The organism is Pseudomonas sp. CG7 (assembly GCF_023701885.1).
In the GTDB taxonomy this organism is placed as follows: domain Bacteria; phylum Pseudomonadota; class Gammaproteobacteria; order Pseudomonadales; family Pseudomonadaceae; genus Aquipseudomonas; species Aquipseudomonas zanjanensis.
Genome location: NZ_JABAEE010000018.1, coordinates 17,819 through 39,851, shown reverse-complemented (window position 1 = coordinate 39,851; position 22,033 = coordinate 17,819). Strand labels below are relative to the sequence as shown.

Here is a 22,033-nt window from a genome sequence, read left to right as displayed (position 1 = left end):
TCGCCACGGGTTTGTTGTCCTACTCAAGTGAATAATTCAAATGACTTCCTCAATACCATCGCCCGCGGACGAACGCTCGCAAGGCGAACCGTCCGGCCAGACGGACAGCGATGTTTCCAACAGCGAGGACGTGAAAGCGGCGATCCCCGCCTTCAAATTCCCGTTCAAACCCGGTGAACTGGCTGCGGCCAAGGGCGCCGGCCAGCAGCCGTGGTACAAGAATGGCGCAAAGAATGGCCACACCAAGACTCCGGGCGCCGCGCCTCCTGGAACGCGCCGTTCAATGGGCAAGCGCTGAAGTCATCCTTCGAGCACGGGGCACGACTTCAGTTCGCGACCCGTGTGCCCGCCAGGCTGCCACTCAATTCGTAAGCCGTCAGTTCAGCCTGGTGCGCCGCGAGGATTTCCGGCAACGAGCCGCGCAGGTATTCGACCCAGGTCTTGATCTTCGCGTCCAGGTATTGGCGCGACGGGTAGATGGCGTAGAGGTTCAGTTCCTGGGAGCGGTAGTTGGGCATGACCCGCACCAGCGTGCCGTTGCGCAAGCCTTCGATGGCGGCGTACACCGGCAGCACCCCCACGCCCATGCCACTGGTGATCGCGGTTTTCATCGCATCGGCGGAATTCACCAGGAACGGTGAGCTGTTGATGGTGACCATCTCTTGGCCTTCCGGGCCGTCGAACACCCATTTTTCCAGCGGAATGACCGGGCTGACCAGGCGCAGGCAGGCGTGGTTGAGCAGATCGCTGGGTTTTTGCGGGCAGCCGCTGGCTTTCACGTAGGCGGGCGACGCGCAGACGATGCTGTAGGTGATCCCCAGGCGTTGGGAAACGAAGCCCGAATCCGGCAGTTCGCTGGCGAGCACGATGGAGACGTCGTAGCCCTCGTCGAGGATGTCCGGCACGCGGTTGGCCAGGGTCAGGTCGAAGGTCACGTCCGGATGAGTCTTGCGGTAGCGGGCGATGGCGTCGATCACGAAATGCTGGCCGATGCCGGTCATGGTGTGGACCTTCAACTGCCCGGCCGGTCGCGCATGGGCGTCGCTGGCCTCGGCTTCCGCTTCTTCGACATACGCCAGGATCTGCTCGCAACGCAGCAAGTAGCGTTTACCCGCCTCGGTCAACGCAATGCGTCGGGTGGTGCGGTTGAGCAGACGGGTTTGCAGGTGGGCTTCCAGGTTGGAAACCGCACGCGAGACGTTGGCTGTGGTGGTATCCAATTGCGCGGCGGCGGCGGTGAAACTGCCGGCTTCGGCCACACAGCTGAACGCGCGCATGTTTTGCAAGGTGTCCATGGAGGGCTCTCTTGGGAGGTGGCAAATTGTGACATGAAGTTACAGAGATGCGGGACCCGACTAATGGATTATCGCGTTAACGGTAACAAAGATTCGCAGAAAGGTCGGCTTATCGCCGGGGAGGGCGATGCATAGAATTGCCGCCAAAGCAGGAGCCGGCCTTGGCGAACACCTGTGGGAGCGAGCTTGCTCGCGATGAGGCCATTACCTTCAACCTTTGAGGTGAATGTCCGGACGCCATCGCGAGCAAGCTCGCTCCCACAGATTTTGCGTTACAGCCACCCTCGTCGTTGTGCCCCTCTCAGGAATTTTGCGCCAGTGCCGCGTTGCATCAGCAGAGAGCTGAAGACTCTCAGTGTTTGGGTTCTGACATTAACCATCAGCGGTTGCATCGGCACAGGCGGCATTGCGCCACACGGCCAGGTAGTGCCGGCCAACCAACTGGTAACCGATGCCGCCATCCGCGAGGCCGCCCGCGATGCCCACTGGCCCGCCGGCCAATGGTGGCAAGCCTACGGTGATCGGCAATTGGATCGCTGGATCGACCTGGCGGTGCAGGGCAGCCCGAGCCTGGCCATGGCCGCCGCCCGGGTGCGCCAGGCCAAGGCCATGGCCGGTGTTGCCGAAGCCGCCGAGTCGCTGCAGATCAATGGCCAGGCGACCCTCAAGCGCCATGACTGGCCTACCGATCAGTTCTACGGCCCGGGCGAGTTGGCTGACACCACGACCTGGGACAACCAGGCTTCCCTGGGCTTGAGCTACGCCCTGGACCTGTGGGGCCGTGAGCGTAATGCCAGCGAACGGGCGGTTGATTTGGCCCACGTGAGCGTCGCTGAAGCACGACAGGCGCAACTGGAGTTGCAGAGCAACATCGTGCGCGCCTACATCCAGTTTTCACTGCACTATGCCCAGCGCGATATCGTCGCCGCGACGCTTCATCAACAAGAGCAGATTCTCGCTCTGGCGCAAAAGCGTCTGGACGGCGGCATCGGCACCCAGTTTGAAGTCAGCCAGGCCCAGGCGCCCCTGCCCGAGACCCATCGCCAACTCGACGCCCTCGACGAAGCCATCGCCTTGAGCCGCAATCAGTTGGCGGCGCTGGCAGGCAAAGGGCCGGGCGCAGGCGCGCCGTTGCAGCGCCCGACCCTGGTCCTCGGCGCGCCCTTGAAGCTGCCGGCGGCTTTGCCCGCCGAACTGCTTGGCCAGCGGCCGGATGTGGTGGCCGGGCGTTGGCAAGTGGCGGCCCAGGCCCGGGGCAGCGATGTGGCCCGGGCCGGTTTTTATCCCAACGTCGATCTGGTGGGGAGCCTCGGCTACATGGCCACCGGGGGTGGGGCGCTGGAGTTCCTGACCGGCAAGAAACTCACCTACAACGTCGGGCCGGCGATCACTTTGCCGATTTTCGACGGCGGGCGCCTGCGTTCGCAATTGGGCGAGGCGGCCGCCGGTTATGACATCGCCGTGGCGCACTACAACCAGACACTGGTGAATGCCCTCAAGGGCATTTCCGATCAGTTGATCCGCCGCCAGTCCCTGGACAAGCAACAGGTCTTCGCGGCTGAATCGGTGGCTGCCGCCCAGCGCACCTACGAGATCGCAAGGGTGGCGTTCCAGCGCGGGCTCACCGACTACCTCAACGTGCTCACCGCCCAAGGCCTGTTGTTCAAACAGCAACAGGTGCAACAGCAGGTGCAGGCGGCCCGGTTGAGTGCCCATGCCGATCTGGTGACGGCGCTGGGTGGCGGGCTTGAGGCCGGCAACGACAGTCCTGACTCGGGCCATACCCTGTGGCGAGGGAGCTTGCTCCCGCTGGGCTGCGCAGCAGCCCCTCCAATCGCGCCGCAAAGTGGGTGCTGCGCACCCAAGCGGGAGCAAGCTCCCTCGCCACAATGCTGAGTCGTTCTATTGTGATGTCTTTATTCGCCCCTGCCCGCTGGCTGTACCGTCTCGAATGGCGCCGTGGTTTTTTCGACTGGGCCCGTAGCGACGGGGTGACCTGGGTCTATATCTTCAAGGTCCTGTTGGCCGCGTTCCTGACCTTATGGCTGGCGATGCGCCTGGAATTGCCACAACCACGCACGGCCATGATTACCGTGTTCATTGTCATGCAACCCCAGAGTGGGCAGGTGTTCGCCAAGAGTTTCTATCGTTTCCTCGGCACCCTGGCCGGCTCGGCGGTGATGGTGGCGCTGATCGCCTTGTTTGCCCAGAACACTGGGCCATTCCTCGTTTGCCTGGCGATCTGGGTCGGCCTTTGTTCGGCGGGGGCGGCGCGTTATCGCAATTTCCGCGCCTACGGTTTCGTGCTGGCCGGTTATACCGCGGCGATGATCGGCCTGCCGGCCCTGGCCCATCCGGAAGGTGCATTCATGGCGGCGGTCTGGCGGGTGCTGGAGATTTCCCTGGGGATTCTTTGCGCCACCCTGGTCAGTGCCGCGATCCTGCCGCAAACCGCCAGTGCCGCCATGCGCAATGCCTTGTACCAGCGCTTCGGGGTGTTTGCCCTGTTTGTCACCGACGGCCTGCGTGGACGCAGCCAGCGAGAGGCGTTCGAGGCGCGCAACGTGAGCTTCATTGCCGAGGCCGTGGGCCTGGAAAGCCTGCGTAGCGTGACCGTGTTCGAAGACCCGCACATGCGCCGGCGCAACGGTCGGCTCAGTCGCTTGAACAGCGAGTTCATGGGCATCACCACTCGCTTCAACGCCTTGCACCAGTTGCTTGAGCGCTTGCGCAGCAGCGCGGCGGGTCATGTCGTCAATGCCATCAAGCCTGGTTTGCAAACCCTGGCCGAACGGTTGGACGGCTTCAGTGGCCGGGCCCTGACCGACGGCGATGCGGCCCGTCTATCTGCGGCGCTGGCTGAGTACAAGGCCGATTTGCCGGCCCAGGTGCGGCGGCTGCGGGCGGTTTTCCAGGACACCGCGCCGAGCGACGGGCAACGGCTGGATTTCCATACCGCCTATGAACTGCTGTATCGCTTTGTCGACGACCTGCATGGCTACGCTCAGACCCACGCGTCCCTGGCCGAGCATCGCCATGACCGTGAACGCTGGGACGAGCCGTTCGTGCCGCAGACCAACTGGCTGGCCGCCACGGCGTCGGGGGTTCGCGCTGCTTTCATCCTGTTGTTGCTGGGCGGCTACTGGGTCGCCACCGCCTGGCCGAGCGGCGCAACCATGACGATGATCGCTGCCGCCACGGTGGGCTTGTCGGCCGCGACGCCGAACCCCAAGCGCATGGCCTTCCAGATGGCCTGCGGCACGTTGGCCGGGGCGTTGATCGGCTTCGTCGAGATGTTCTTCGTCTTCCCGTTGATCGATGGTTTCCCGCTGCTCTGCATGATGCTGGCACCGGTGATCATGCTGGGCTCGTTCCTCAGTTCGCGCCCCCAATACGCCGGGGTCGGGCTGGGGCTACTGATCTTTTTCTGCACCGGCTCGGTGCCGGACAACCTGACGGTCTACAACCCCTACGCCTTCATCAACGATTACATCGCGATGATCCTCGGCATGCTGGTGTGCGCCGCGGCCGGTGCGATTATTCTGCCGCCCAACAGCCGCTGGCTATGGCGCCGACTGGAACAGGACCTGCGCGAGCAAGTGGTGTTTGCCATCAGTGGCAAGCTCAAGGGCCTGGCCTCGGGTTTCGAGAGCCGTAGCCGCGACTTGCTGCATCAGGCCTACGGGCTGGCGGCGGGGCAGCCTCGGGTGCAACGGGACTTGCTGCGCTGGATGTTCGTGGTGCTGGAAGTCGGCCACGCGATCATCGAACTGCGCAAGGAACAGGCGATCCTGCCGGTGCACCCGGCCTATGCACAAAGCCAGCCGTGGCGCCAGGCGATCCGGGTGATGGGGCGGGCGCTGGTGCGGCTGTTCCGCCAACCGAACCCGAGCAATCTGGAGCGTGCCCTGGTGGCGGTGGACCACGCCATTGGCCGTGTGCAGGCCACCGACGAACCCTTCGCCCCGCATTTCGACACCTCGGCCCTGCGTCGGGTGAAAAGCTACCTGCATTTCATCCGCACCTCGCTGCTGGACCCGCAATCGCCGTTGGCCGGCTATGTCATACCGCCTGCCACGCTTCCCCAGGAACCTGAACATGCCCCGTGAGATCGCCTTCCATGGCGTGTACATGCCCACCATGACCCTGATGTTTTTCATCGCCGCCGGCCTGGCCTGGGCCTTGGACCGTTTCCTGTCGGGGGTGGATTTGTACCGCTTCTTCTGGCACCCGGCGTTGTTGCGCCTGAGTCTGTTCACTTGTCTGTTCGGCGCGCTGGCGCTGACGGTCTACCGTTGAGATCGATGCGATGAAAAAGTTCTTCAGCCTGCTGGCGACGCTGCTGGTGCTGGGTCTGGCCTTGTGGATTGGCCGTACGCTGTGGGTCCATTACATGAACACGCCCTGGACCCGCGATGGCCGGGTGCGGGCCGACATCATCAACGTGGCCGCCGATGTCAGCGGCGAGGTGGTCGAGGTGCCGGTGGGCGACAACCAGTTGGTGAAAAAGGGCGACCTGCTGATGCGCATCGACCCCGAGCATTACCGCATCGCGGTGAAGCAGGCGCGCTCCCTGGTGGCGTCGCGCAAGGCCACTTGGGAAATGCGCAAGGTCAACGCCCATCGGCGTGCCGACCTGGACAGCCTGGTGATCTCCCGCGAAAATCGCGACGACGCCAGCAACATCGCCGACTCGGCCCTGGCCGATTACCAGCAGGCCCAGGCGCAATTGGAAGCCGCCGAATTGAACCTGTCCCGTACCGAGGTTCGCGCAGCGGTGGACGGCTACGTCACTAACCTCAACGTCCACCGTGGCGACTATGCGCGCATCGGTGAGGCGAAGATGGCCGTGGTGGACATGCATTCGTTCTGGGTCTATGGCTTCTTCGAAGAGACCAAGTTGCCCAAGGTGCGGGTCGGCGATTCGGCGCAGTTACAGTTGATGAGCGGAGAGGTGCTCAAGGGGCATGTGGACAGCATCTCCCGTGGTATCTACGACCGCGACAACCCCGAAAGCCGCGAGCTGATCGCCGATGTCAACCCGACCTTCAACTGGGTGCGCCTGGCCCAGCGGGTGCCGGTGCGCATTCATCTGGATGAGGTGCCGGACGGCGTGCTGCTGGCGGCGGGGATGACCTGCACGGTGGTGGTAGAACCACGCGACAAGCGTTGAGACCAGTGGCTTGCTTGTGGGTGATGGTGAGCCAAAAAAACCTGTGGGAGCTTGCTCGCGATAGCCGTGGTCCAGCTTGAACTGATGTTGGCTATGCCACCGTCATCGCGAGCAAGCTCGCTCCCACTTTTTTCCGGTTGCCCCCGGAACTCTCGTTCACCCGTGGCGAGGGAGCTTGCTCCCGCTGGGTGGCGAAGCCACCCCAAAACAGGCATTGCGGTGCGACGGATTAACCGTGCCAGCCGGGTTACGACTGCTGCGCAGCCGAGCGGGAGCAAGCTCCCTCGCCACAACAGCCAAGAAGCCAAGAAGCCAAGTACGCGATGATTACAGCGATTTGCCCAACCCAAACCGCTTCATCAACCCCTTCTCCAGCAACCCATTTGGCAACAAACCAGCCATCAACGGCAACGCCCGGCTGCCATTGCCCAGTCGCAGCAGGCGGGGCGGCTTGGGTTGTTGTACGGCCTTGAGCAGCGCGGCGGCGAATTCGTGGGCCGGGGTCGGGTTGTCCTGGGACGCCTTGGCCCGGGCGCGGATGCCCTCGCGCAGGGGCCACCAGGGCGATTGCTCGCTGATCAATTGTTCGGCTTCGTGGCCGGCATTCTTGGCGAAGCTGGAGGCGATCGCGCCAGGCTGGACCTCCATCACGCGGATGCCGAACGGCGCCAGTTCCATGCGCAAGGCATCGCTCAGGGCATGCACCGCCGCCTTCGAGGCGCAGTAGGCGCCGGCAAACGGCGTGACCAGCACCCCGGACACGCTGCCGATGTTCACCACCAGCCCCCGGGCCCGACGCAATACCGGAAACAGCGCCCGGGTGACCCCGACGATGGCGAACACGTTGGTTTCGAACTGACGTTGCATGGCCGGCACGCCACCATCCAGCAGCGGGCCCATGGCGCCGTAGCCGGCATTGTTGACCAGCACATCCAGGCCACCCTGCTGTTGGTTGATCCGTTCGCTCAACCGCTCCAGCGCCTGGCCGTCGTTGACGTCCAGTTGCACGGCGGTGAACCCGGCCGTGGCGAGTGTCGCCACGTCCTCAGCCTTGCGCGCCGTGGCCCAGACCTGATAACCCGCGGCCTTGAAGGCCTCTGCGAGGGCGCGGCCAATGCCGCTGGAACATCCGGTGATCAACGCAACAGGCATGGCGCGTTCCTTGTGCAAAAAAGGGGGGAGGCAATCAGTTGGAGAAGCTGCCGTGCAAGCGCTCGGCGCGAAACTCCAGGGTTTGCGGGCGATAACCCGGACGCAGGGGCGGCAGGGGCAGGCAGTCCTGCCAGTCGGCGCCGGCCTGCAATTCGCCAGGGCCACGGTAGCGTGGTGCGTCGTAGGGGCTGTCGGCCAGGTTGATGGTGTCGCCAGGTGCATAGGCCGCGACCCGCCAGCGCAGTTCCAGCAGTGGCACGTCGTTGTTGTTCTTCAGGGTCAGGGACAGCGGCCGGTCGGCGGGGCACTGTCCGGGGGCATAGCTGAGGCGCAGTTCCAGGCGCTCCAGTTGCCGGGTCTCGCGCCTCTCCTGCCAGAGCACCCACACAGCGACCAGTCCCAGCCCGATGAACGCCGCGAGGGAGACCGGCAAGGCCTTGGCCGGGTAGCGCAACAGCAGGATGAGCCAGGTGATGACCAGCAAGACGCCGATAAGCATGGTGGAAGCCTCCGTTACCGTAGGCACATCCTACCGAAGGGCGCGGGCAATGTTGAAGCAATGATGCCCGGCCATGACTTACTTGCAAAAAAAGCCCCCACCCAACCCACTGCGGATAGGGGACGCAGTGGGCTGGATGGGGGCTTCTTGTACGGCTGATCGTTGCTGCGGGTTACTGTGCGATGGTCTTCACCGACACGCCACGTTCGATTGGGGTGGAGCGACCATAGATGTCTTCGAAACGCTCGATGTCGTCTTCGCCCAGGTAGCTGCCGGACTGCACTTCGATGATTTCCAGCGGGATCTTGCCCGGGTTGCGCAGGCGGTGCACCGACGCGATCGGGATGTAGGTCGACTGGTTTTCGCAGAGCAGGAACACGTTCTCGTCGCAGGTCACCTCAGCGGTGCCGCTGACGACGATCCAGTGTTCGGCGCGGTGGTGGTGCATCTGCAGCGACAGGCACGCACCCGGCTTGACCGAGATGTGCTTGACCTGGAAGCGCCCGCCCATGTCCACCGAGTCATAGGAACCCCACGGACGATAGACCTCGCAGTGGTTCTGGGTCTCGGTACGACCCTGTGCGTTGAGGGTGTTGACCATCTGTTTCACGCCTTGGACCTTGTCCTTGTGGGCGATCATCATGGCGTCCTTGGTTTCGACCACCACTATGTTTTCCAGGCCGATCACCGACACCAGCTTGCCGTTGCCGTGGATCATGCAGTTGCGGCTGTCCTGGATGACGACGTCGCCCTTGGTGACGTTGCCATTGGCGTCTTTCTCGTTGACTTCCCACAGCGACGCCCAGCAGCCGACATCGCTCCAGCCGGCCGACAGCGGAACGACGCAGGCACGCTGGGTCTTTTCCATCACGGCGTAGTCGATGGAGTTGTCCGGGCAGCAGGCGAAGGTGGCTTCGTCGAAGGTGATGGTGTCGGCCGTCTGCTCACTGCGCTCCAGGGTCAGCAGGCAGGTGTCGTAGATGTCTGGATCGTGCTTTTTCAGCTCTTCGAGGAAGCGGCTGGCGCGGAACAGGAACATGCCGCTGTTCCAGAAATAACCGCCGGCCTCGACGAACTCGGTGGCACGCTTGACGTCGGGTTTTTCGACGAAGTGCGAGACGCGGCTCACGCCCTCGGGCAGCAGCGCATCGTTGGTCGACTTGATGTAGCCGTAGCCGGTTTCCGGTTTGGTGGCCGGTACGCCGAACAGCACCATTTCGCCACGCTCGGCGGCCACGGTGGCCAGTGCCAGGGCGCGTTGCAGGGCTTTCTGGTCGTCGATCACGTGGTCGGCCGGCAGCACCAGCATCAGCTCGTCGCGGCCTTCGTTGACCAGCATCATCGCGGTCAGCGCGACGGCCGGTGCGGTGTTGCGCCCGAACGGTTCCATCAGGATGCGCTGGGCTTCGAGCTTACGGGTGCTCAGCTGTTCGTTGACGATGAAACGGTGGTCTTTGTTGCAGACCACGATCGGCGTGTCCATGCCTTCGAACACCAGGCGCTCGAGGGTCTGCTGGAACAGGGTGTGTTCACCGGTCAGGGCCAGGAACTGTTTAGGGAATTGCTTGCGCGAAAGCGGCCAAAGACGTGAGCCACTACCACCTGACAAGATCACCGGAATCATGTTTGTTACTCCTTGAAGCGAAATGGTTGTTAGAGCTACTGCGTTCTGTCGTTTCACTCTCTTGTTCTTGTTCCGTACCCGATTGACACCCCGATTCAGGGTGGGAGCGGGCTTTCTCGCGAAAGCGGTGGTTCAGCCAACATCAATGTTGAATGTGAGACCGTATTCGCGAGCAAGCCCGCTCCCACAGGGGTACAGCGTCAATCAGGTGAGTTCATCAGCGGGTCGACACTGGGCGTTTCACCCACACTGGCGACAGGCTGCTGCCCGAGCCGGTCACGTACAGCACGGCCGCTTCGCCGCGCTCCAGGGCCACGGGCTTGACGTCGCCGACTTTCTTGTCGCCTTCGTACAGGGCCAGGGATACTTTCACTGGGTTGATTTCACGTTCGCCACGGCCCTTGGCGGCCACGTTCGGCACCACTTCGGTCTTGCCGTCGGCGGTCTTGAGGGTCAGTGCCTTGTCGCTGAGGTTCTGTACGCGGACCAGGGACTTCTGCTTGTTCTTGAACGGTGGCTCTTCGATCAGTTGCGGCTGGCCGGTGGCGTTGTTGACCAGGGTGTAATAGTGATCGGAGGCCAGTTTCACCGGCACGGACTGGCTGCCGACCTTGGCGCTGTAGTCGCCACCGGGCATGAAGCTGAAGTCGCTGCTGGCCAGTGGGGCTACGTCGCTGATGTTGGTGGTGCCGACGGTGGCGCTGACTTCGGCGTTGCTGGCGTTGTACACCCGCACGAAGCTCGAGCCTTTTGGCGCGACCGGACCGTAGAGGGCCGAGTCACCGGCGAAGGCCGAGAAGGAAAGGGCGCTCATGCTGGCGACCAGGGCAACAGCCTTGAAGGAGCGAGCAGCGAGACGGCGAGGAGTAGTGTTGAAAGTCATGGTGGACCTCTCTTTCAGTTTTGCGCCCGGTCGGGCGTCTCGGATTGTGTGTTAGCAGCTACGTTCTGTTGGCGGGCGCCGGCCTGCTTGAGTTCGGCGACCCACTGCGGATCGGCGTCGCCGATCTCGTTGTTCACGGGCAGATAACGTTCAGGGAACTCCCAGATCAGCACCTGTGGCGGGCTGTTCTTGAAGGCGTCGCTCTTGAGGTAGCTGAGCATCGGCAGAATCGGGCCATGGCCGTCTTCGGCGTAGTTGACGACGTCGCTGTGCAGGGCTTGCTTGAGTGCACCGACGAAGTTCCAGTTCGGGTTGGCGCTGTAGCTGGTGCCGATCAGGGCCACGGGCACCTGGGCATCGGCGAACAGTGCGTCATCGCTGGCCGGCTGGTCGTCGGCTTCGCGGGTGTTGCGCTTGACGAGCGGCTCCTGGGCCGGCATCAGGTTTTCGAACAGCGGGTCCAGCGGCAGGAACTGACGCAGGTCGCCTTTATGAATGACTTTCTCTGCCGGTTCAGTGACGAAACGCTGTGGCTCGCCATTGAGTGGTGTGCGTTCGGCAATGGCTTTGGCCAGATGTTCCGCAGCAATTTGCGCGCCTTCCGGTGTCCAGTGGGTGGCGGTGCGCAGGAACACTTGCTGGCCGCTTTGCTTGGCCTGCTGCAGCGGGGCGAGCAGGTCAGGGGCGACGATCTTGTCCGCGGCCACGCGGGCATGGAAGTCCTCGTACAGGTTGGCGTGAATGCTCGAAGGCTTCACTTCACCCAGGTGCTCCGGGTACAGACGCGCCTTGGCCGGCACGATCGCCATGACCAGGGTGATGCCTTGCTCCTTGAGCTTCTGGCGCACGCCTTCGATCAGCGCGTAGTTGCCTTGCAGGTTCTGGTCTTCGTTGACGATCGGGTTGAACTCTTCGTCGCTGTACAGCCACTGGTCGCGGCCCAGGACCACGCCTTTGCGGCCCTCGTTGAACAGCTTGTAGTCCAGCGCGGCCCAGATGTTGGTGCCCAGGCGCTTGATCGGAAACTCTTCGTCGTAGTGCGTTTCCACAGCCTTGGCCCAGCGCCCGTTGAGCACGGTCGCGTCGGGGTTCGTGCTGAAGCCGAAGAAGCTGCGCATCGACCACAGGCCCAGCGCTGTCAAAATCAGCATGAACAGTGCGATGTAAAAGATGCGTAATGAGCGGGTCATGTTCAGATCCCTCAGAACTGGAAGTAAAGGAACGGCGAGAAGCTTTGCGCCGAGAGTTTGAGAATCGAGGCAATGAACAGCAGCAGCACCAGGGCGCGCATCGCGTAGCGTGACCAGTCCACGGTCCAGTAGGCCGGTTGCACTTGGGCCTCGACGCCGACGGTGTAGCCCGGCTCGTGGATCGCCGCTGGGTTCTCACCCGGCACGGCCTTGATCATTCCCGGTTGCGCGGTGGCCGGGCCGTTGGCTTCGGTATTGACCTCAGGCTTGGTCTTGACCGGTGGACGGTTGGTGTAGAAGTCCCGCAGGCCGAAGAAGGCGAGGGTGGCGTAGGCCACCACCAGCGTGGCGATCTGCAGGCCGGTGAGGTTGGCGCGGGTCAGTTCCGACAGCGACCAGTCACCGCAGCTGAACATCGCGCTGTAGATGCGACCGGCCACGTGCAGGTGTTCGGCACGGAAGATCACCCAGCCCATCACCACCAGCAGGAAGGTCAGTGCCCAACGAATCGGGTTGATGCTGCGTGGGTTGGTGTCGATGCCCACCGCTTTTTCGATGGCCAGCCACATGCCGTGCCATGCCCCCCAGATCACGTAGGTGATGTTCGCGCCATGCCACAGGCCACCGAGCAGCATGGTCAGGAACAGGTTGCGATAGGTCATCAGCGTGCCTTTGCGGTTACCGCCCAGGGTGATGTAGAGGTAGTCGCGCAACCAGGTCGACAGGCTGATGTGCCAGCGGCGCCAGAACTCGGTGATCGACTGGCTGATGTAGGGCTGCTTGAAGTTTTCCATGAAACGGAAACCCATCATCAGGCCCAGGCCGATGGCCATGTCGCTGTAGCCGGAGAAGTCGAAGTACAGCTGCGCGGTGTAGGCCAGGGCGCCGAGCCAGGCATCGCCCGTGGTCGGGTTCTGCAAGGCGAAGCAATGGTCGGCCACCACCGCCAGGGTGTCGGCGATGAACACTTTCTTGATGAAGCCCTGCATGAAGCGGGTGCAGCCTTCGGAGAACTTGTCCAGTGTGTGGGTGCGGTTGTTGAACTGGTCGGCCAGGTCGCGGAAGCGCAACACGGGGCCGGCGATCAGGTGCGGGAAGATCGCCACGAATGCCGCGAAGTCGATCAGGTTGCGAGTCGCCGGTGTGTCACCGCGATAGACGTCGATGATGTAGCTGATGGACTCGAAGATGTAGAACGAGATCCCGATCGGCAACAGCACGTGGGTCAGGATGAACGGGTTCAGACCAAAGCCGGTGATGATCGCATTGAGGCTGTCCACGCCGAAGTTGGCGTATTTGAAATAGCCCAGGATGGCCAAGTCCACGCCCACGCCGAGCAACAGCCAGCGCTGGGCCGGTTTGGTGCGCACGCCGGCGGCGCCGACTTTCAGGCCGATCCAGTAGTTCCACAGGGTCACGCCGGCGAACAGCGCGAGGAAGTCCACGCGCCACCAGGCATAGAACACGTAGCTGGCGATCAGCAGCAGCAGGTTGCGATAGCGTTGCCCGCTCAAGTAGTACAAGCCGAGAAAGAACGGCAGGAACAGGAACAGGAACACGTTGGATGAAAATACCATCCCGATCTCTCCATGTTGAATCAACAGTCAAGGGCCAGAGCCCCCCCAAACCCCCCCGTGAAAACCGGGGGATTTATTACATTTGAAACAGACCACTTTCCCTTGTGGGAGCGAGCTTGCTCGCGATAGCAGTGGATCAGCATGCATCGCAGTCGCATGTGCCGCCGTCATCGCGAGCAAGCTCGCTCCCACAGGGTTCCCTTTCAGGCAGGGAGAACGGTGTCAGCTTCCTTTTTCGCCTTTCTCCCGCGAAGGGTCATACACCCGGGTCAAGTCCCCGCCGAGGCGGAAGGTCTTGAACGGTTGCATTTCGTGCTTGCGTTCCAGCACGTCCTCCGAGCAGGTGTAGAGACTGCAGAACGGTTCGAGCCAGGCGAATTTCGAATCGACCTTCAGGTCCTTCATGTCCTGCTCTTCGCCGTTCTTCTCTTCGAAGATGTCCGGGTCTTTCACCCCGGCCAGCACCCGGTCACCCAGGCGCTTGAGCGCACCGTTGTTTTCCTGGCGCAGGTCGACACCGTTGACCTGGGCGAAACTGGCGATCATCGCCAATGGCGGCAGGGCATAGTTGTGGTAGGACAGGGCTCGTTGCTTGCGCTTGAGTTCGTTGGGCAAATAGCCCTCGGCGTCGACTTGATTGACGCCGACCTTGTATTCCTTGACGGCCCAATCGAACAGGTCGCGGCGGTTGGTTGCCACGGAGGTGGCCATCACCGACCAGGCAGCCCAGTAGGAATGGTTGTTGATCTTGTCCAGCGGCAGGTTGTCCCAGTCGCTGACCACCTGGTCGGCCATCCGGCTGAACCAGCCTTCGATCAGTTGCGCCTGCTCCGGGTGATTGGCCAGCGGACGGGACTCGGAGAACTTCAGGCGCACATAGGCCGAAGCCATGCTGCCCAACGCCCATTTGCGCATGGACTTGCCAGTGTGGTTGAAGTCCTTGGACATCAACGCATCGGCCTGGGCCCAGGCGGTCAGCCAGTTCAGCGTGCATTCCAGTTGCTCGGGGCGGCCGTCACGCATGAACTGCATCACTTGCTTGCTGACGCCACGCTCGATCGTGGTGATGTCGGCGGTGCTATCGCGGAAGGCTTTTTCCGATTGCACGTTCAGCGTCGCGCGGGCCTTGTCGGAGCCCTCGTACTTGCTGCGAAATTGCAGGGAACCGGTGTAGGGCGTCGGCGTGGCGTCGCAACCTTTGGCCGCTTCGCCGGCCTTGACCTTCTCGATCGGTGCGAAGTAACCCTGTGGCGGGCGCAGCGGGGCCGCCGCCTGCGTGGCCCCGGCGAACATCGCCAGGGTCAGCAGGGAGGGCGCCAGCAGCGTTTTCAACGTTCGGGTGCGCGTGGTACTGGTCATGAGACGAGACCTCATTGTCCGATTTGAGCCGTTTGTTGCCCGGCTTGCGGAGATGCGTTGCGTTTGCAGACTTTCGCTTCCACTTGCAGTGGCTCCTTGCCGGCTTCAGGCCCCTGGACCTCTAGAGCCAAGAGGTTCTGGGAGGCCCAGTCCTCGTCGGTACGCAATTGGAAGGCGAAACGTCCGTCGGTGTCGGAGGTATTCGGTTTTTCGATCTTGATGTCCTCGTGGCGCCCATTCATGTTCCAGAGGGTGGCTTGCAAGGTTTTCACCGAGGTGTCTGCGAAGCGGATGTCGACCTGGTGGCTGCCGTTACGCAGATCCATGTTCTGGCTGATGACCATCAATTCGTTCTTGCCCGGCTTGAGCTTGGCCTTGCTGCTCATCAGGGCCGGCTTGCCTTCGGAACCGTTGTTGTCCAGCAGCGCCATCATCTGGCGGTAGATGGTTTCCTGGTCGAGGCGATACAGCGGCGAGAATTCCCAGATGAGAATCTTCGGCGGGTTCTTCTGGAACTCTTCGCTGCCCAGGTACTGGATCATCGCGCCCTCGAAACCACCGCCGGGGAAGGCGACGTTGAGGATGTCGGCGCCGATGGCTTCTTCCAGGAAACCGGCAAAGTTGTAGTTCTTGCCGCTGTGACTGGTGCCCACGAGGGTGATCTGCGGGGTGCCGGAATCGCCGAACAGGTCGCCGTCGCCGGCCTCGCCCTTGGGTTCGGTGGTGAACTGGTCCATGTATTGGATCGCGTAGCTGGTGCCGCACAGCTGCCCGGCCATGTTGTGCAGGGTGCCGGTCTTGCCCATGCGGCCGGACTTCTTGGTCTCGAACTCACGCTTGGGGATGTCGGCGAAGGCCGGGATCTGCTTGACCTTCTCGGCCACGACCTTGGCGGTGCGCTGGGCGCCGTATGGGGTCCAGTGCTGGTCGCCACGGAAATAGAAATCGTGGGCCGGCAGGGTTTCGGGCAGGTTTTCGTTGGTCAGCGGCGACAGGTCCGGCACCACATAACCCATCTGGGCGAAACGGCCGAGCATGGATTTGTAGTTGGCCAGGGCTTTCTCGTAGTCGAAAGCGGCTTTTTCCTGCGGGTTGAGCTTGTTGCGGTTCACCAGGCCCCGGGTCGGCTGGTAGACGAGCACCAGCTCGACGCCTTTGGCCTTGAACGCATCGTGCAACTGCTGTAGGCGCTTGTAGCCGGCCGGGGTGGTGTTGAATTCGGTCCGCAGGTCTTCCTGGGTCCGGAACAGCCAGTCGCCCTGGGCTTGTACCAGCGTGGTGAAGTTCTGCTGGTAGCGCGTGGTGTAGTTCTTCGCGTCATGGGCCGCCGGGCACAGGTTGCAGCACGGGTCGGCGGTGAAGCTCGGTGCCTTGACTTCATCGGCGCGCGCGCCACTTGCGGCGGCGAGAATGCCGGCAGTCAGGGCGGACAGGCCCAAAAGTTTGATCATCTGTGGGTTCATAAAGGTCATCCTCAGTCCCGCATTTCGGTCTGGCGTTCGACAGGGTCGATCAGCACGGCTTTCTGCTGGCGCACCAGCAGGTCAAGAATTTCGTCCTGGCGTTCGCCGAGGATTCCCGAGAAGCTGATGCCGCTGGATTTGGTCGGCGCGAGCATGGACACGCGGTACAGCTCGACGCTCAGGGGCGAGTCGATGGACAACGGGCCGCTGCCGTTGGCGGCCAATTCGCCACCCACCACGATCAGCGAGACCTGGGCGTCGAACGGGTCGAGCTTGATGTCCCGGTCGGTGTCCGACAGGTCTTTGATGTGGCCGTAGAGACCGGTCAGGCCGTTGGCCATGGACACGTTTTCGTAGAGGCGGATGTTCACGCTGTTACGAATCCGGATGCCGTGGCGGCGGTTGCTGATCACTTTGTTGCCCCACAGCAGGTTGTCACCACTCTCGTACAGCGTGATGCCGTCGGTGTGGTTCTTGTAGATCTCGTTGTAGGCGATCAGGTTGTTCACGCTGTTACGGTCGATCACCAGGCCCGAGAGTTTGTTGTCGTAGCTGCGGTTGTTGAAAATGAAGCTGTCGTTGACCTCACGGGAAATGATGATCCCGTGCTTCTTCTTGGTCCCGTAGACGGTGTTGTCGGCAATGATCAGCCGATGGGAACGGTCGTGGGGGTCGATGCCGTAGACGATGTTGTCCTTGTAGGTATTGCTCTTGACCACGAAGTCGTTGGTTTCGTAGCAGTAGAAGCCGTACCACATGTCCGAGAACTCGGAACCGATGATCCAGCCGGTCGGTTCCGGGCGCTTGAGGACCTTGGCCATGTTCGGCGTGTACTGGGAAATACTCACCCCGTACGACTTACTGTTGGCGTAGCCGAAACTGGCCATCTTGCTGTTGACGATGTAGGTCTCGGTGCCGCCCCAGGACAGCAGGAACGGACGGAATTCATTGGGCGAGCGGAACGTGGCAGGGCCGTTTTCCTTTTCGCGCCAGCCGGTGACCTTGGTGTCGCGGATGAACATCCGGCCATCGTTGCCCAGGAACGCGCCGCCCTCCTGGGACAGGCGCAACTCCTGGGTCTGCTTGTCGATCTCAAGGATGCCTTTCTGGCCGACCACAATCGGAATCCTGGCCAGGAACACGCCTGGCGAGGTTTCGCTGAGGTACTGCTTGGGCACCTTCTTGACCAGGTCCTTGAGGTTCATGTAGCCATCGTCGATGAAGATGGCCTGTGGGATGCCGCGCTGGCGCACCACCCACTCGGCCATCTTGTTGTCGCCGCCGATGAAGTCCTTCAAGGCGTTTTCCTGCATCATCCGGCGCACGCTGATCTTGCCGGGCTTGCTGCGCACGATCTTGGCCGCGACCGCTTCGGGCGTATAGCCTTTGAGGTCGGGCAGGGTCGGCGCGGCCAGCTCCAGCGGTGCGGTCGGCGCGCTGCTGACGGTGTAGGTCTTGGCTTGTTGCAGTTCCTTGGCCACGTTGCCCGGCTTGACCACCGGTTCAACGTTGGCGAACGCCGGCGAGCCGGCCAGCAGCATCGCTGCGACCAACAGGCTGATCGAACCTTTCATCGCCTGGCTGTTCCTGAGGTAGCGGTTCATATCGGGCACTCCCATGGCCATTCGCATCAGAAGCGCCAGATCACGTCGACAAAGGCGCGATGCATGTACGAATCGACCTCTTTGCCGTAGGCGTCGCCTGGCTTGAACACGCCGCCACGAAAGCGCACCAGCGCCGACGGCTCATCGATGGACTGACTCAGCGCGGCCGGCAGCAGGCCTTGCTTGAAGTACTTGGTGACGACGAGGTCGACTTCCTGGCCCAGGTCCTTGGCGCCATCACGCAGCGGCAGGGTCGAGGTGGACAGGATCGCGCCGGTCACGTCGTCGGTGTTGTTTTCCACGGCGTTGATGCCGTTGCTGCCCACCGGCTTGTTGCCGTCCACGCGCCAGAACTTGTGGTACACCAGGCTTGCGTCGTATTCGTCACGCAGTTGCCAGGAACCGAACAGGCTGGCGCTCTGGGTGTTGGCCATTTCGCCGCGGAACGCTTCGCCGAAACGGTGCACGCGCGAGCGGGTGCCGGTGAAGTTCGAGCGGTTGCTTTGCAGGCCGTTCTGCTCGTAGTCCTCGCTGGCGCGGGCATAGGCCGCACCGACTTGCCATTGCGGGTCCAGACGCAGACGGATACCCAGGTCGGTGGCCCAGCCGTCGACGTCATCGCTGTGCTTGGCTTCTGTTGGGCGTGTGCCGTCGGCATTGAGCGGGTTGACGGTGTCGCGGTCGCCGGTCATGCCGGTGAGGCTCGCCCAGTAGTTGACGGTGTTGGTGTTGCGCCAGTTGTAGGCGTCGCTGTTGGCTTCCAGGCCCAGCCAGGTCAAGTCACCGTTCTCGGTCTTGTCCAGGGTGTCGGTGGCTTCGCCCGGGGTCGGGTAATCGAGGCTGCCGCTGTCATGGGAGTGGTGGGCACGGATCCCGGCCCACTGGCCTGGCATCCACTGGTAGCCCACGTCGCCATAGACGTGCATGCGGTCCTTGTCCTTGGGGGACAGTTCCTTGAGGTCGGTGCGGTATTCGCTGAACCGTTCGGCCACGCCGAGGTTAGCTCGCAGCAAGGTGGTGTCGAAGGTCCAGTTCAGGGCTTCGATGTTGGTGTCGCGCCATTGGCCGTCGTCGTTGCGCAGGCGCTGGCGACCGAACTTCAACTGCTCGCCCGGGTAAGGGGTCAGGCCACGGTAGCCGATCCAGAACTCGCGCATGGCCAGGTAGCTTTTCTTGGCTTCGCGATCACCGCTGTCGGTTTGCTGGGTGCTGCCATCGGACTGCTGCAGGGTGTCGGTCTCGATGATGTCGCTGGACGTCACGGCCTGGGCCATGGCGTAGGCGCTCCAGGCGCCGCTTTCGCTTTCGCCGTAGACCCACGGACGCAAGTCCAGGCCGACACCGTTGACGTCGCCACCGCTCTGGGTGCCGAGGTCACGGTCGTCTTCGGACTGGCCGGTGATCTTCACTTCCAGGCCGAAGTTCTTGGTGTCAGTCAGGGCCGCCAGGGTCGGGCTGGACCACAACAGGGCAAACGACAGGCCAATACCAGCCTGTACAAAAGGATTGAGCTTCAAAAGCTTCATAGAGGTTCCTCGCCGTCATCTTCTTTTAGGGCTTGCAGTTCAAGCGTATCGGGGCTCATTGCGCCGCGAATGGCCTGCTCTTGTTGTAGCAGGCGTTGCGCTTGTGCAAGTTGTTCCGGCGGTAATTGTGCTTCGAGGGTTTGGGCAAGCTCGGTGGCTTGCGGGGTGTTCTGCGCCTTGGCCAACTGGCTGAACACGTAGGCGTTGACCGGGTGGGGCTTGGTGCCCTTGCCCTGGGAGAACAGCTGGGCAATGGCGTAGTCGGCGCTGTTCTGGCCGTTGCGGGCGGCCTTGAGCAGGTGGTCCAGGGCTTTTTGCGAGTACACCTGGCCCAGGTAACCGCGGCGATAAATCTGGCCGAGGTAATAGTCGGCGGACACTTCACGGCCCACGGCTTTCTGGAAATGCGCCTCGGCGACCTTGGCGTCGGCCGGAACCCATTTGCCTTCGTAGTACAGCTTGCCCAGCAACAGATCGGCGCGCGACTGGTCGGCGGCCCGGCCGTTTTCCAGGTACTGCATCATCTTGTCGACGTCACCCAGTTCCGGGAAGTCGTAGAGCAGTTGCGCCAGGCTGACCCAGGCAGCGGGGTAGCCAGGGGCGATGCCTTCGAGCAGCGATTGGGCGGTCTTTTCATCGGTCTTGCCCAGGCTGGCATCGGCCAGGACGCGGGCGACGCTGTCCACGCGCTGGGCGGAAACGACGCCACGGGCGTGGCCATCCTGCATCTGCTTGAGCAGCGCGGCCTGCTGTTCCGGCTGGCCGCGTTTCTGATAGACCGTGGCCAGTTCGACGTAGCAGATGTCCGTGGTCGCCAGCGCGGCCTTGCAGACCTTCTCGACTTCATCCAAGTGTTGGTCGTAGGTGCCTTGGGTGCGGTAGAGCAGGATCTGCGCCAGGCCCGCTTCCGGATAACCGGCGCTGCGCCATTGGCTGAGCTGCTGCTGGGCGTTGACGTTCGGGAAACTGTGGGGATATTGCAAGTACAGCATCGCCAGCGGTATCAGGGTGTTGCCGTCGCCGTTGGCGAAGGCTTTCTTCAACAGGCCTTCGGCTTCGTGTTTTTCCGCTTCGGTGGAACCGGGCTTGGCCACCAGCAGGCGACCCAGGCGCGCCTGGGCCCGCGGCGAGATGTCGGCCGCGGCGCGGTAAGTCGCCTCGGCTTTTTTCATCTGCTCGGGATCGCGGCTGTCCACCTGGATATCGGCCAGGCCTACTTGGGCTTCGCTGTAGCCCAGGTCGGCCAGTTGCTGGTAGTTCTGCTGCGCCAACGCCGTGTCGCCGCGCTTGAGGGCTTCGTTGGCCAGGCGTTGATCGGGCAGGCCGGCGCAACCGGCCAGGCTGACGGCCAGTGCCAAGGCACACAACGCATAGCCTGTGTGGGAGCGAGCTTGCTCGCGATGCAGGCCGCTCGGAGTACCAGACAGGCCGCGTCGATCCCATCGCGAGCAAGCTCGCTCCCACAGGGAACGCGGTGCATTGTTGTTTTGTGGAGTGATCACGGGCATATCCTCGACTTAAATACCGACGGCCATGGCTTTGTCGATCAGCCAGTTCAGGTTCGGGCCACGGTCACTGGTGACTTCTACCGGACGGCCGGCCAGCGCGCTGTCCAAGGGTTCGTCAGGCTGGATCAGCACACGGATATCGGAGGACAGGTCGGCACTTTTCAGGCTGGTGCTGCTGACGATCTTGCCGGTACGGGTGGTGTCTTCGCCGGCGACCTGGAAGCTGACCGGCGTGCCTGGGCGCACGTCGCCGAACTGGCGATAGGAGAAGCGCGCTTCGACGTTGGCTTCAGTGCCCCGTGGGACCAGTTGGAAGATCACGTCGCCCTTGCTGGCGTACTGACCGTTGGCAACCAGGTGTTGGGCCACGATGCAGTCGCACGGCGACGTCAGGGTGCCGGTCATCTGCTTGCCGAACAGTTCTTCGACCTTGGATGGCTGCAACTGGTTGTCGTCCAGGTGACCCTTGAGCACATCGAGCATGCTGGTGCTGAAGGTGGCCAGTGGGGCGCCCTTGGCGGCTGCGCCGTCGGCCTTGACCAGGCTCTGCACGGTGCCGTCGCGCGGCATGGTGATCGCCATGCCCGGTACATTCACCAGGCCTGCCTGGGCGTGGCTGACGAAGTACATGCCATACACCGACTTGAAGATGAACCCGAACGCCGCCAGGCCAACGATGAAGATCCCGAGGCTGAAGGTCACGGCGCGCAGGCGACCGAAGGCGCTCATGCCGCCGTTGTCGTCTTTCTGCTTGCGAGCCTTGGTGAAGTTGTCGCGCTGCAGGGTCGCCAGCACGTCACCGACACCGACGATGTCGCCGGCCAGGTGCGAGGTGATGATGTGACGCAGTGTCGAGATGTCCCGCGGCTCCAGGTTCTGGAACTGGCAACCGGTACGGCCGGTCTCGCGGTCGTAGGAGCGGATCTGCAATTCCACGTCCATGGCCAGGCCGAGGTTGTCGATGACGAATTGCAGGCGAGCCTTGTAGGTCTCGCCAACCTTGAGCGGCAGCTGGCCGGCGTTGAAGCACAGCCCACCGGCGGACAGGTCCAGGACCTTGACTTCCATGGGCGTGCGGTCGGGACCGAAGAAGCGCAGCTTGGCCGGGATTTTGACCCGGGCGTGTTGGCGCTGGGCTTCGGATTCATGCACTACGTTGACATTCACGGCGGTGTTCATA

The 22,033-nt window shown here is 62.6% G+C and carries 18 protein-coding genes; 5 read left to right on the top strand and 13 right to left on the bottom strand.

Annotation, left to right across the window (positions count from 1 at the left end; genetic code table 11):
* The first annotated feature begins 40 nt into the window (after positions 1-40).
* A complete protein-coding gene (locus tag HGO40_RS10135) occupies positions 41-298 on the top strand; it encodes a hypothetical protein (protein WP_250962875.1) in 258 nt (85 codons plus the stop codon).
* A gap of 28 nt (positions 299-326) precedes the next feature.
* On the opposite strand, the gene HGO40_RS10130 is transcribed toward HGO40_RS10135, so the two are convergent.
* On the bottom strand, positions 327-1,295 hold the full coding sequence (locus HGO40_RS10130) for a LysR family transcriptional regulator (protein WP_186705135.1): 969 nt from the start codon (positions 1,293-1,295) through the stop codon (positions 327-329).
* A gap of 318 nt (positions 1,296-1,613) precedes the next feature.
* Here HGO40_RS10130 and HGO40_RS10125 point away from each other — a divergent pair, with 318 nt between their 5' ends.
* From HGO40_RS10125 to HGO40_RS10110, 4 genes are read left to right on the top strand one after another with little or no spacing between them, the layout of a single operon-like run.
* Entirely contained in the window at positions 1,614-3,191 is a 1,578-nt protein-coding gene (locus tag HGO40_RS10125; protein WP_250962874.1) for an efflux transporter outer membrane subunit, read from the top strand.
* 11 nt (positions 3,192-3,202) lie between these two features.
* A complete protein-coding gene (locus tag HGO40_RS10120; RefSeq protein ID WP_250962873.1) occupies positions 3,203-5,404 on the top strand; it encodes an FUSC family protein in 2,202 nt (733 codons plus the stop codon).
* Entirely contained in the window at positions 5,394-5,594 is a 201-nt protein-coding gene (locus tag HGO40_RS10115; RefSeq protein WP_250962872.1) for a DUF1656 domain-containing protein, read from the top strand. Before HGO40_RS10120 ends, HGO40_RS10115 begins: the two co-directional genes overlap by 11 nt.
* Before the next feature lie 10 nt (positions 5,595-5,604).
* Positions 5,605-6,468, top strand: coding sequence for an efflux RND transporter periplasmic adaptor subunit (locus HGO40_RS10110; protein ID WP_250962871.1), 864 nt, complete (start codon positions 5,605-5,607; stop codon positions 6,466-6,468).
* Between the two features lie 327 nt (positions 6,469-6,795).
* Here the strand turns inward: HGO40_RS10110 and HGO40_RS10105 are convergent, their stop codons facing one another.
* From HGO40_RS10105 to HGO40_RS10050, 12 genes are all read right to left on the bottom strand, one after another.
* The gene (locus HGO40_RS10105; protein ID WP_250962870.1) at positions 6,796-7,620 is read right to left on the bottom strand and encodes an SDR family oxidoreductase; all 825 of its coding nucleotides are present in this window, start codon (positions 7,618-7,620) and stop codon (positions 6,796-6,798) included.
* A gap of 34 nt (positions 7,621-7,654) precedes the next feature.
* On the bottom strand, positions 7,655-8,119 hold the full coding sequence (locus HGO40_RS10100; RefSeq protein WP_250962869.1) for a multidrug transporter: 465 nt from the start codon (positions 8,117-8,119) through the stop codon (positions 7,655-7,657).
* A 172-nt stretch (positions 8,120-8,291) separates the two neighbouring features.
* Positions 8,292-9,743 carry a mannose-1-phosphate guanylyltransferase/mannose-6-phosphate isomerase gene (locus HGO40_RS10095; RefSeq protein WP_250962868.1) on the bottom strand — a complete coding sequence of 484 codons (1,452 nt, stop codon included), beginning with the start codon at positions 9,741-9,743 and terminating at the stop codon, positions 8,292-8,294.
* A gap of 217 nt (positions 9,744-9,960) precedes the next feature.
* Positions 9,961-10,626, bottom strand: a complete 666-nt coding sequence (locus HGO40_RS10090) for an alginate O-acetyltransferase AlgF (RefSeq protein WP_250962867.1) — start codon at positions 10,624-10,626, stop codon at positions 9,961-9,963.
* A 14-nt stretch (positions 10,627-10,640) separates the two neighbouring features.
* A complete protein-coding gene (locus HGO40_RS10085) occupies positions 10,641-11,816 on the bottom strand; it encodes an alginate O-acetyltransferase (RefSeq protein ID WP_250962866.1) in 1,176 nt (391 codons plus the stop codon).
* Between the two features lie 11 nt (positions 11,817-11,827).
* The gene (locus HGO40_RS10080; protein ID WP_250962865.1) at positions 11,828-13,393 is read right to left on the bottom strand and encodes an MBOAT family O-acyltransferase; all 1,566 of its coding nucleotides are present in this window, start codon (positions 13,391-13,393) and stop codon (positions 11,828-11,830) included.
* 222 nt (positions 13,394-13,615) lie between these two features.
* Positions 13,616-14,752 carry a mannuronate-specific alginate lyase gene (locus tag HGO40_RS10075; RefSeq protein WP_284739060.1) on the bottom strand — a complete coding sequence of 379 codons (1,137 nt, stop codon included), beginning with the start codon at positions 14,750-14,752 and terminating at the stop codon, positions 13,616-13,618.
* Between the two features lie 11 nt (positions 14,753-14,763).
* Entirely contained in the window at positions 14,764-16,215 is a 1,452-nt protein-coding gene (locus HGO40_RS10070; RefSeq protein WP_250962864.1) for an alginate O-acetyltransferase, read from the bottom strand.
* Positions 16,216-16,226: 11 nt separating this feature from the next.
* Entirely contained in the window at positions 16,227-17,819 is a 1,593-nt protein-coding gene (algG, locus tag HGO40_RS10065; RefSeq protein WP_250962863.1) for a mannuronan 5-epimerase AlgG, read from the bottom strand.
* A gap of 26 nt (positions 17,820-17,845) precedes the next feature.
* Complete coding sequence (locus tag HGO40_RS10060) at positions 17,846-19,336, bottom strand: alginate export family protein (protein WP_284739063.1); 1,491 nt, start codon at positions 19,334-19,336, stop codon at positions 17,846-17,848.
* Positions 19,337-19,341: 5 nt separating this feature from the next.
* Positions 19,342-20,847, bottom strand: a complete 1,506-nt coding sequence (gene algK, locus HGO40_RS10055) for an alginate biosynthesis TPR repeat lipoprotein AlgK (RefSeq protein WP_502943250.1) — start codon at positions 20,845-20,847, stop codon at positions 19,342-19,344.
* Between the two features lie 15 nt (positions 20,848-20,862).
* A complete protein-coding gene (locus HGO40_RS10050) occupies positions 20,863-22,032 on the bottom strand; it encodes an alginate biosynthesis protein Alg44 (RefSeq protein WP_250962860.1) in 1,170 nt (389 codons plus the stop codon).
* Between the last annotated feature and the right edge of the window lies 1 nt (position 22,033).

Coding starts and splice junctions, on each gene's coding strand:
- HGO40_RS10135 (WP_250962875.1), top strand. CDS start 41: ATGACTTCCTCAATACCATCGCCCGCGGACGAACGCTCGCAAGGCGAA.
- HGO40_RS10130 (WP_186705135.1), bottom strand. CDS start 1,295: ATGGACACCTTGCAAAACATGCGCGCGTTCAGCTGTGTGGCCGAAGCC.
- HGO40_RS10115 (WP_250962872.1), top strand. CDS start 5,394: ATGCCCCGTGAGATCGCCTTCCATGGCGTGTACATGCCCACCATGACC.
- HGO40_RS10110 (WP_250962871.1), top strand. CDS start 5,605: ATGAAAAAGTTCTTCAGCCTGCTGGCGACGCTGCTGGTGCTGGGTCTG.
- HGO40_RS10105 (WP_250962870.1), bottom strand. CDS start 7,620: ATGCCTGTTGCGTTGATCACCGGATGTTCCAGCGGCATTGGCCGCGCC.
- HGO40_RS10100 (WP_250962869.1), bottom strand. CDS start 8,119: ATGCTTATCGGCGTCTTGCTGGTCATCACCTGGCTCATCCTGCTGTTG.
- HGO40_RS10095 (WP_250962868.1), bottom strand. CDS start 9,743: ATGATTCCGGTGATCTTGTCAGGTGGTAGTGGCTCACGTCTTTGGCCG.
- HGO40_RS10090 (WP_250962867.1), bottom strand. CDS start 10,626: ATGACTTTCAACACTACTCCTCGCCGTCTCGCTGCTCGCTCCTTCAAG.
- HGO40_RS10085 (WP_250962866.1), bottom strand. CDS start 11,816: ATGACCCGCTCATTACGCATCTTTTACATCGCACTGTTCATGCTGATT.
- HGO40_RS10080 (WP_250962865.1), bottom strand. CDS start 13,393: ATGGTATTTTCATCCAACGTGTTCCTGTTCCTGTTCCTGCCGTTCTTT.
- HGO40_RS10075 (WP_284739060.1), bottom strand. CDS start 14,752: ATGACCAGTACCACGCGCACCCGAACGTTGAAAACGCTGCTGGCGCCC.
- HGO40_RS10070 (WP_250962864.1), bottom strand. CDS start 16,215: ATGAACCCACAGATGATCAAACTTTTGGGCCTGTCCGCCCTGACTGCC.
- algG (WP_250962863.1), bottom strand. CDS start 17,819: ATGAACCGCTACCTCAGGAACAGCCAGGCGATGAAAGGTTCGATCAGC.
- HGO40_RS10050 (WP_250962860.1), bottom strand. CDS start 22,032: ATGAACACCGCCGTGAATGTCAACGTAGTGCATGAATCCGAAGCCCAG.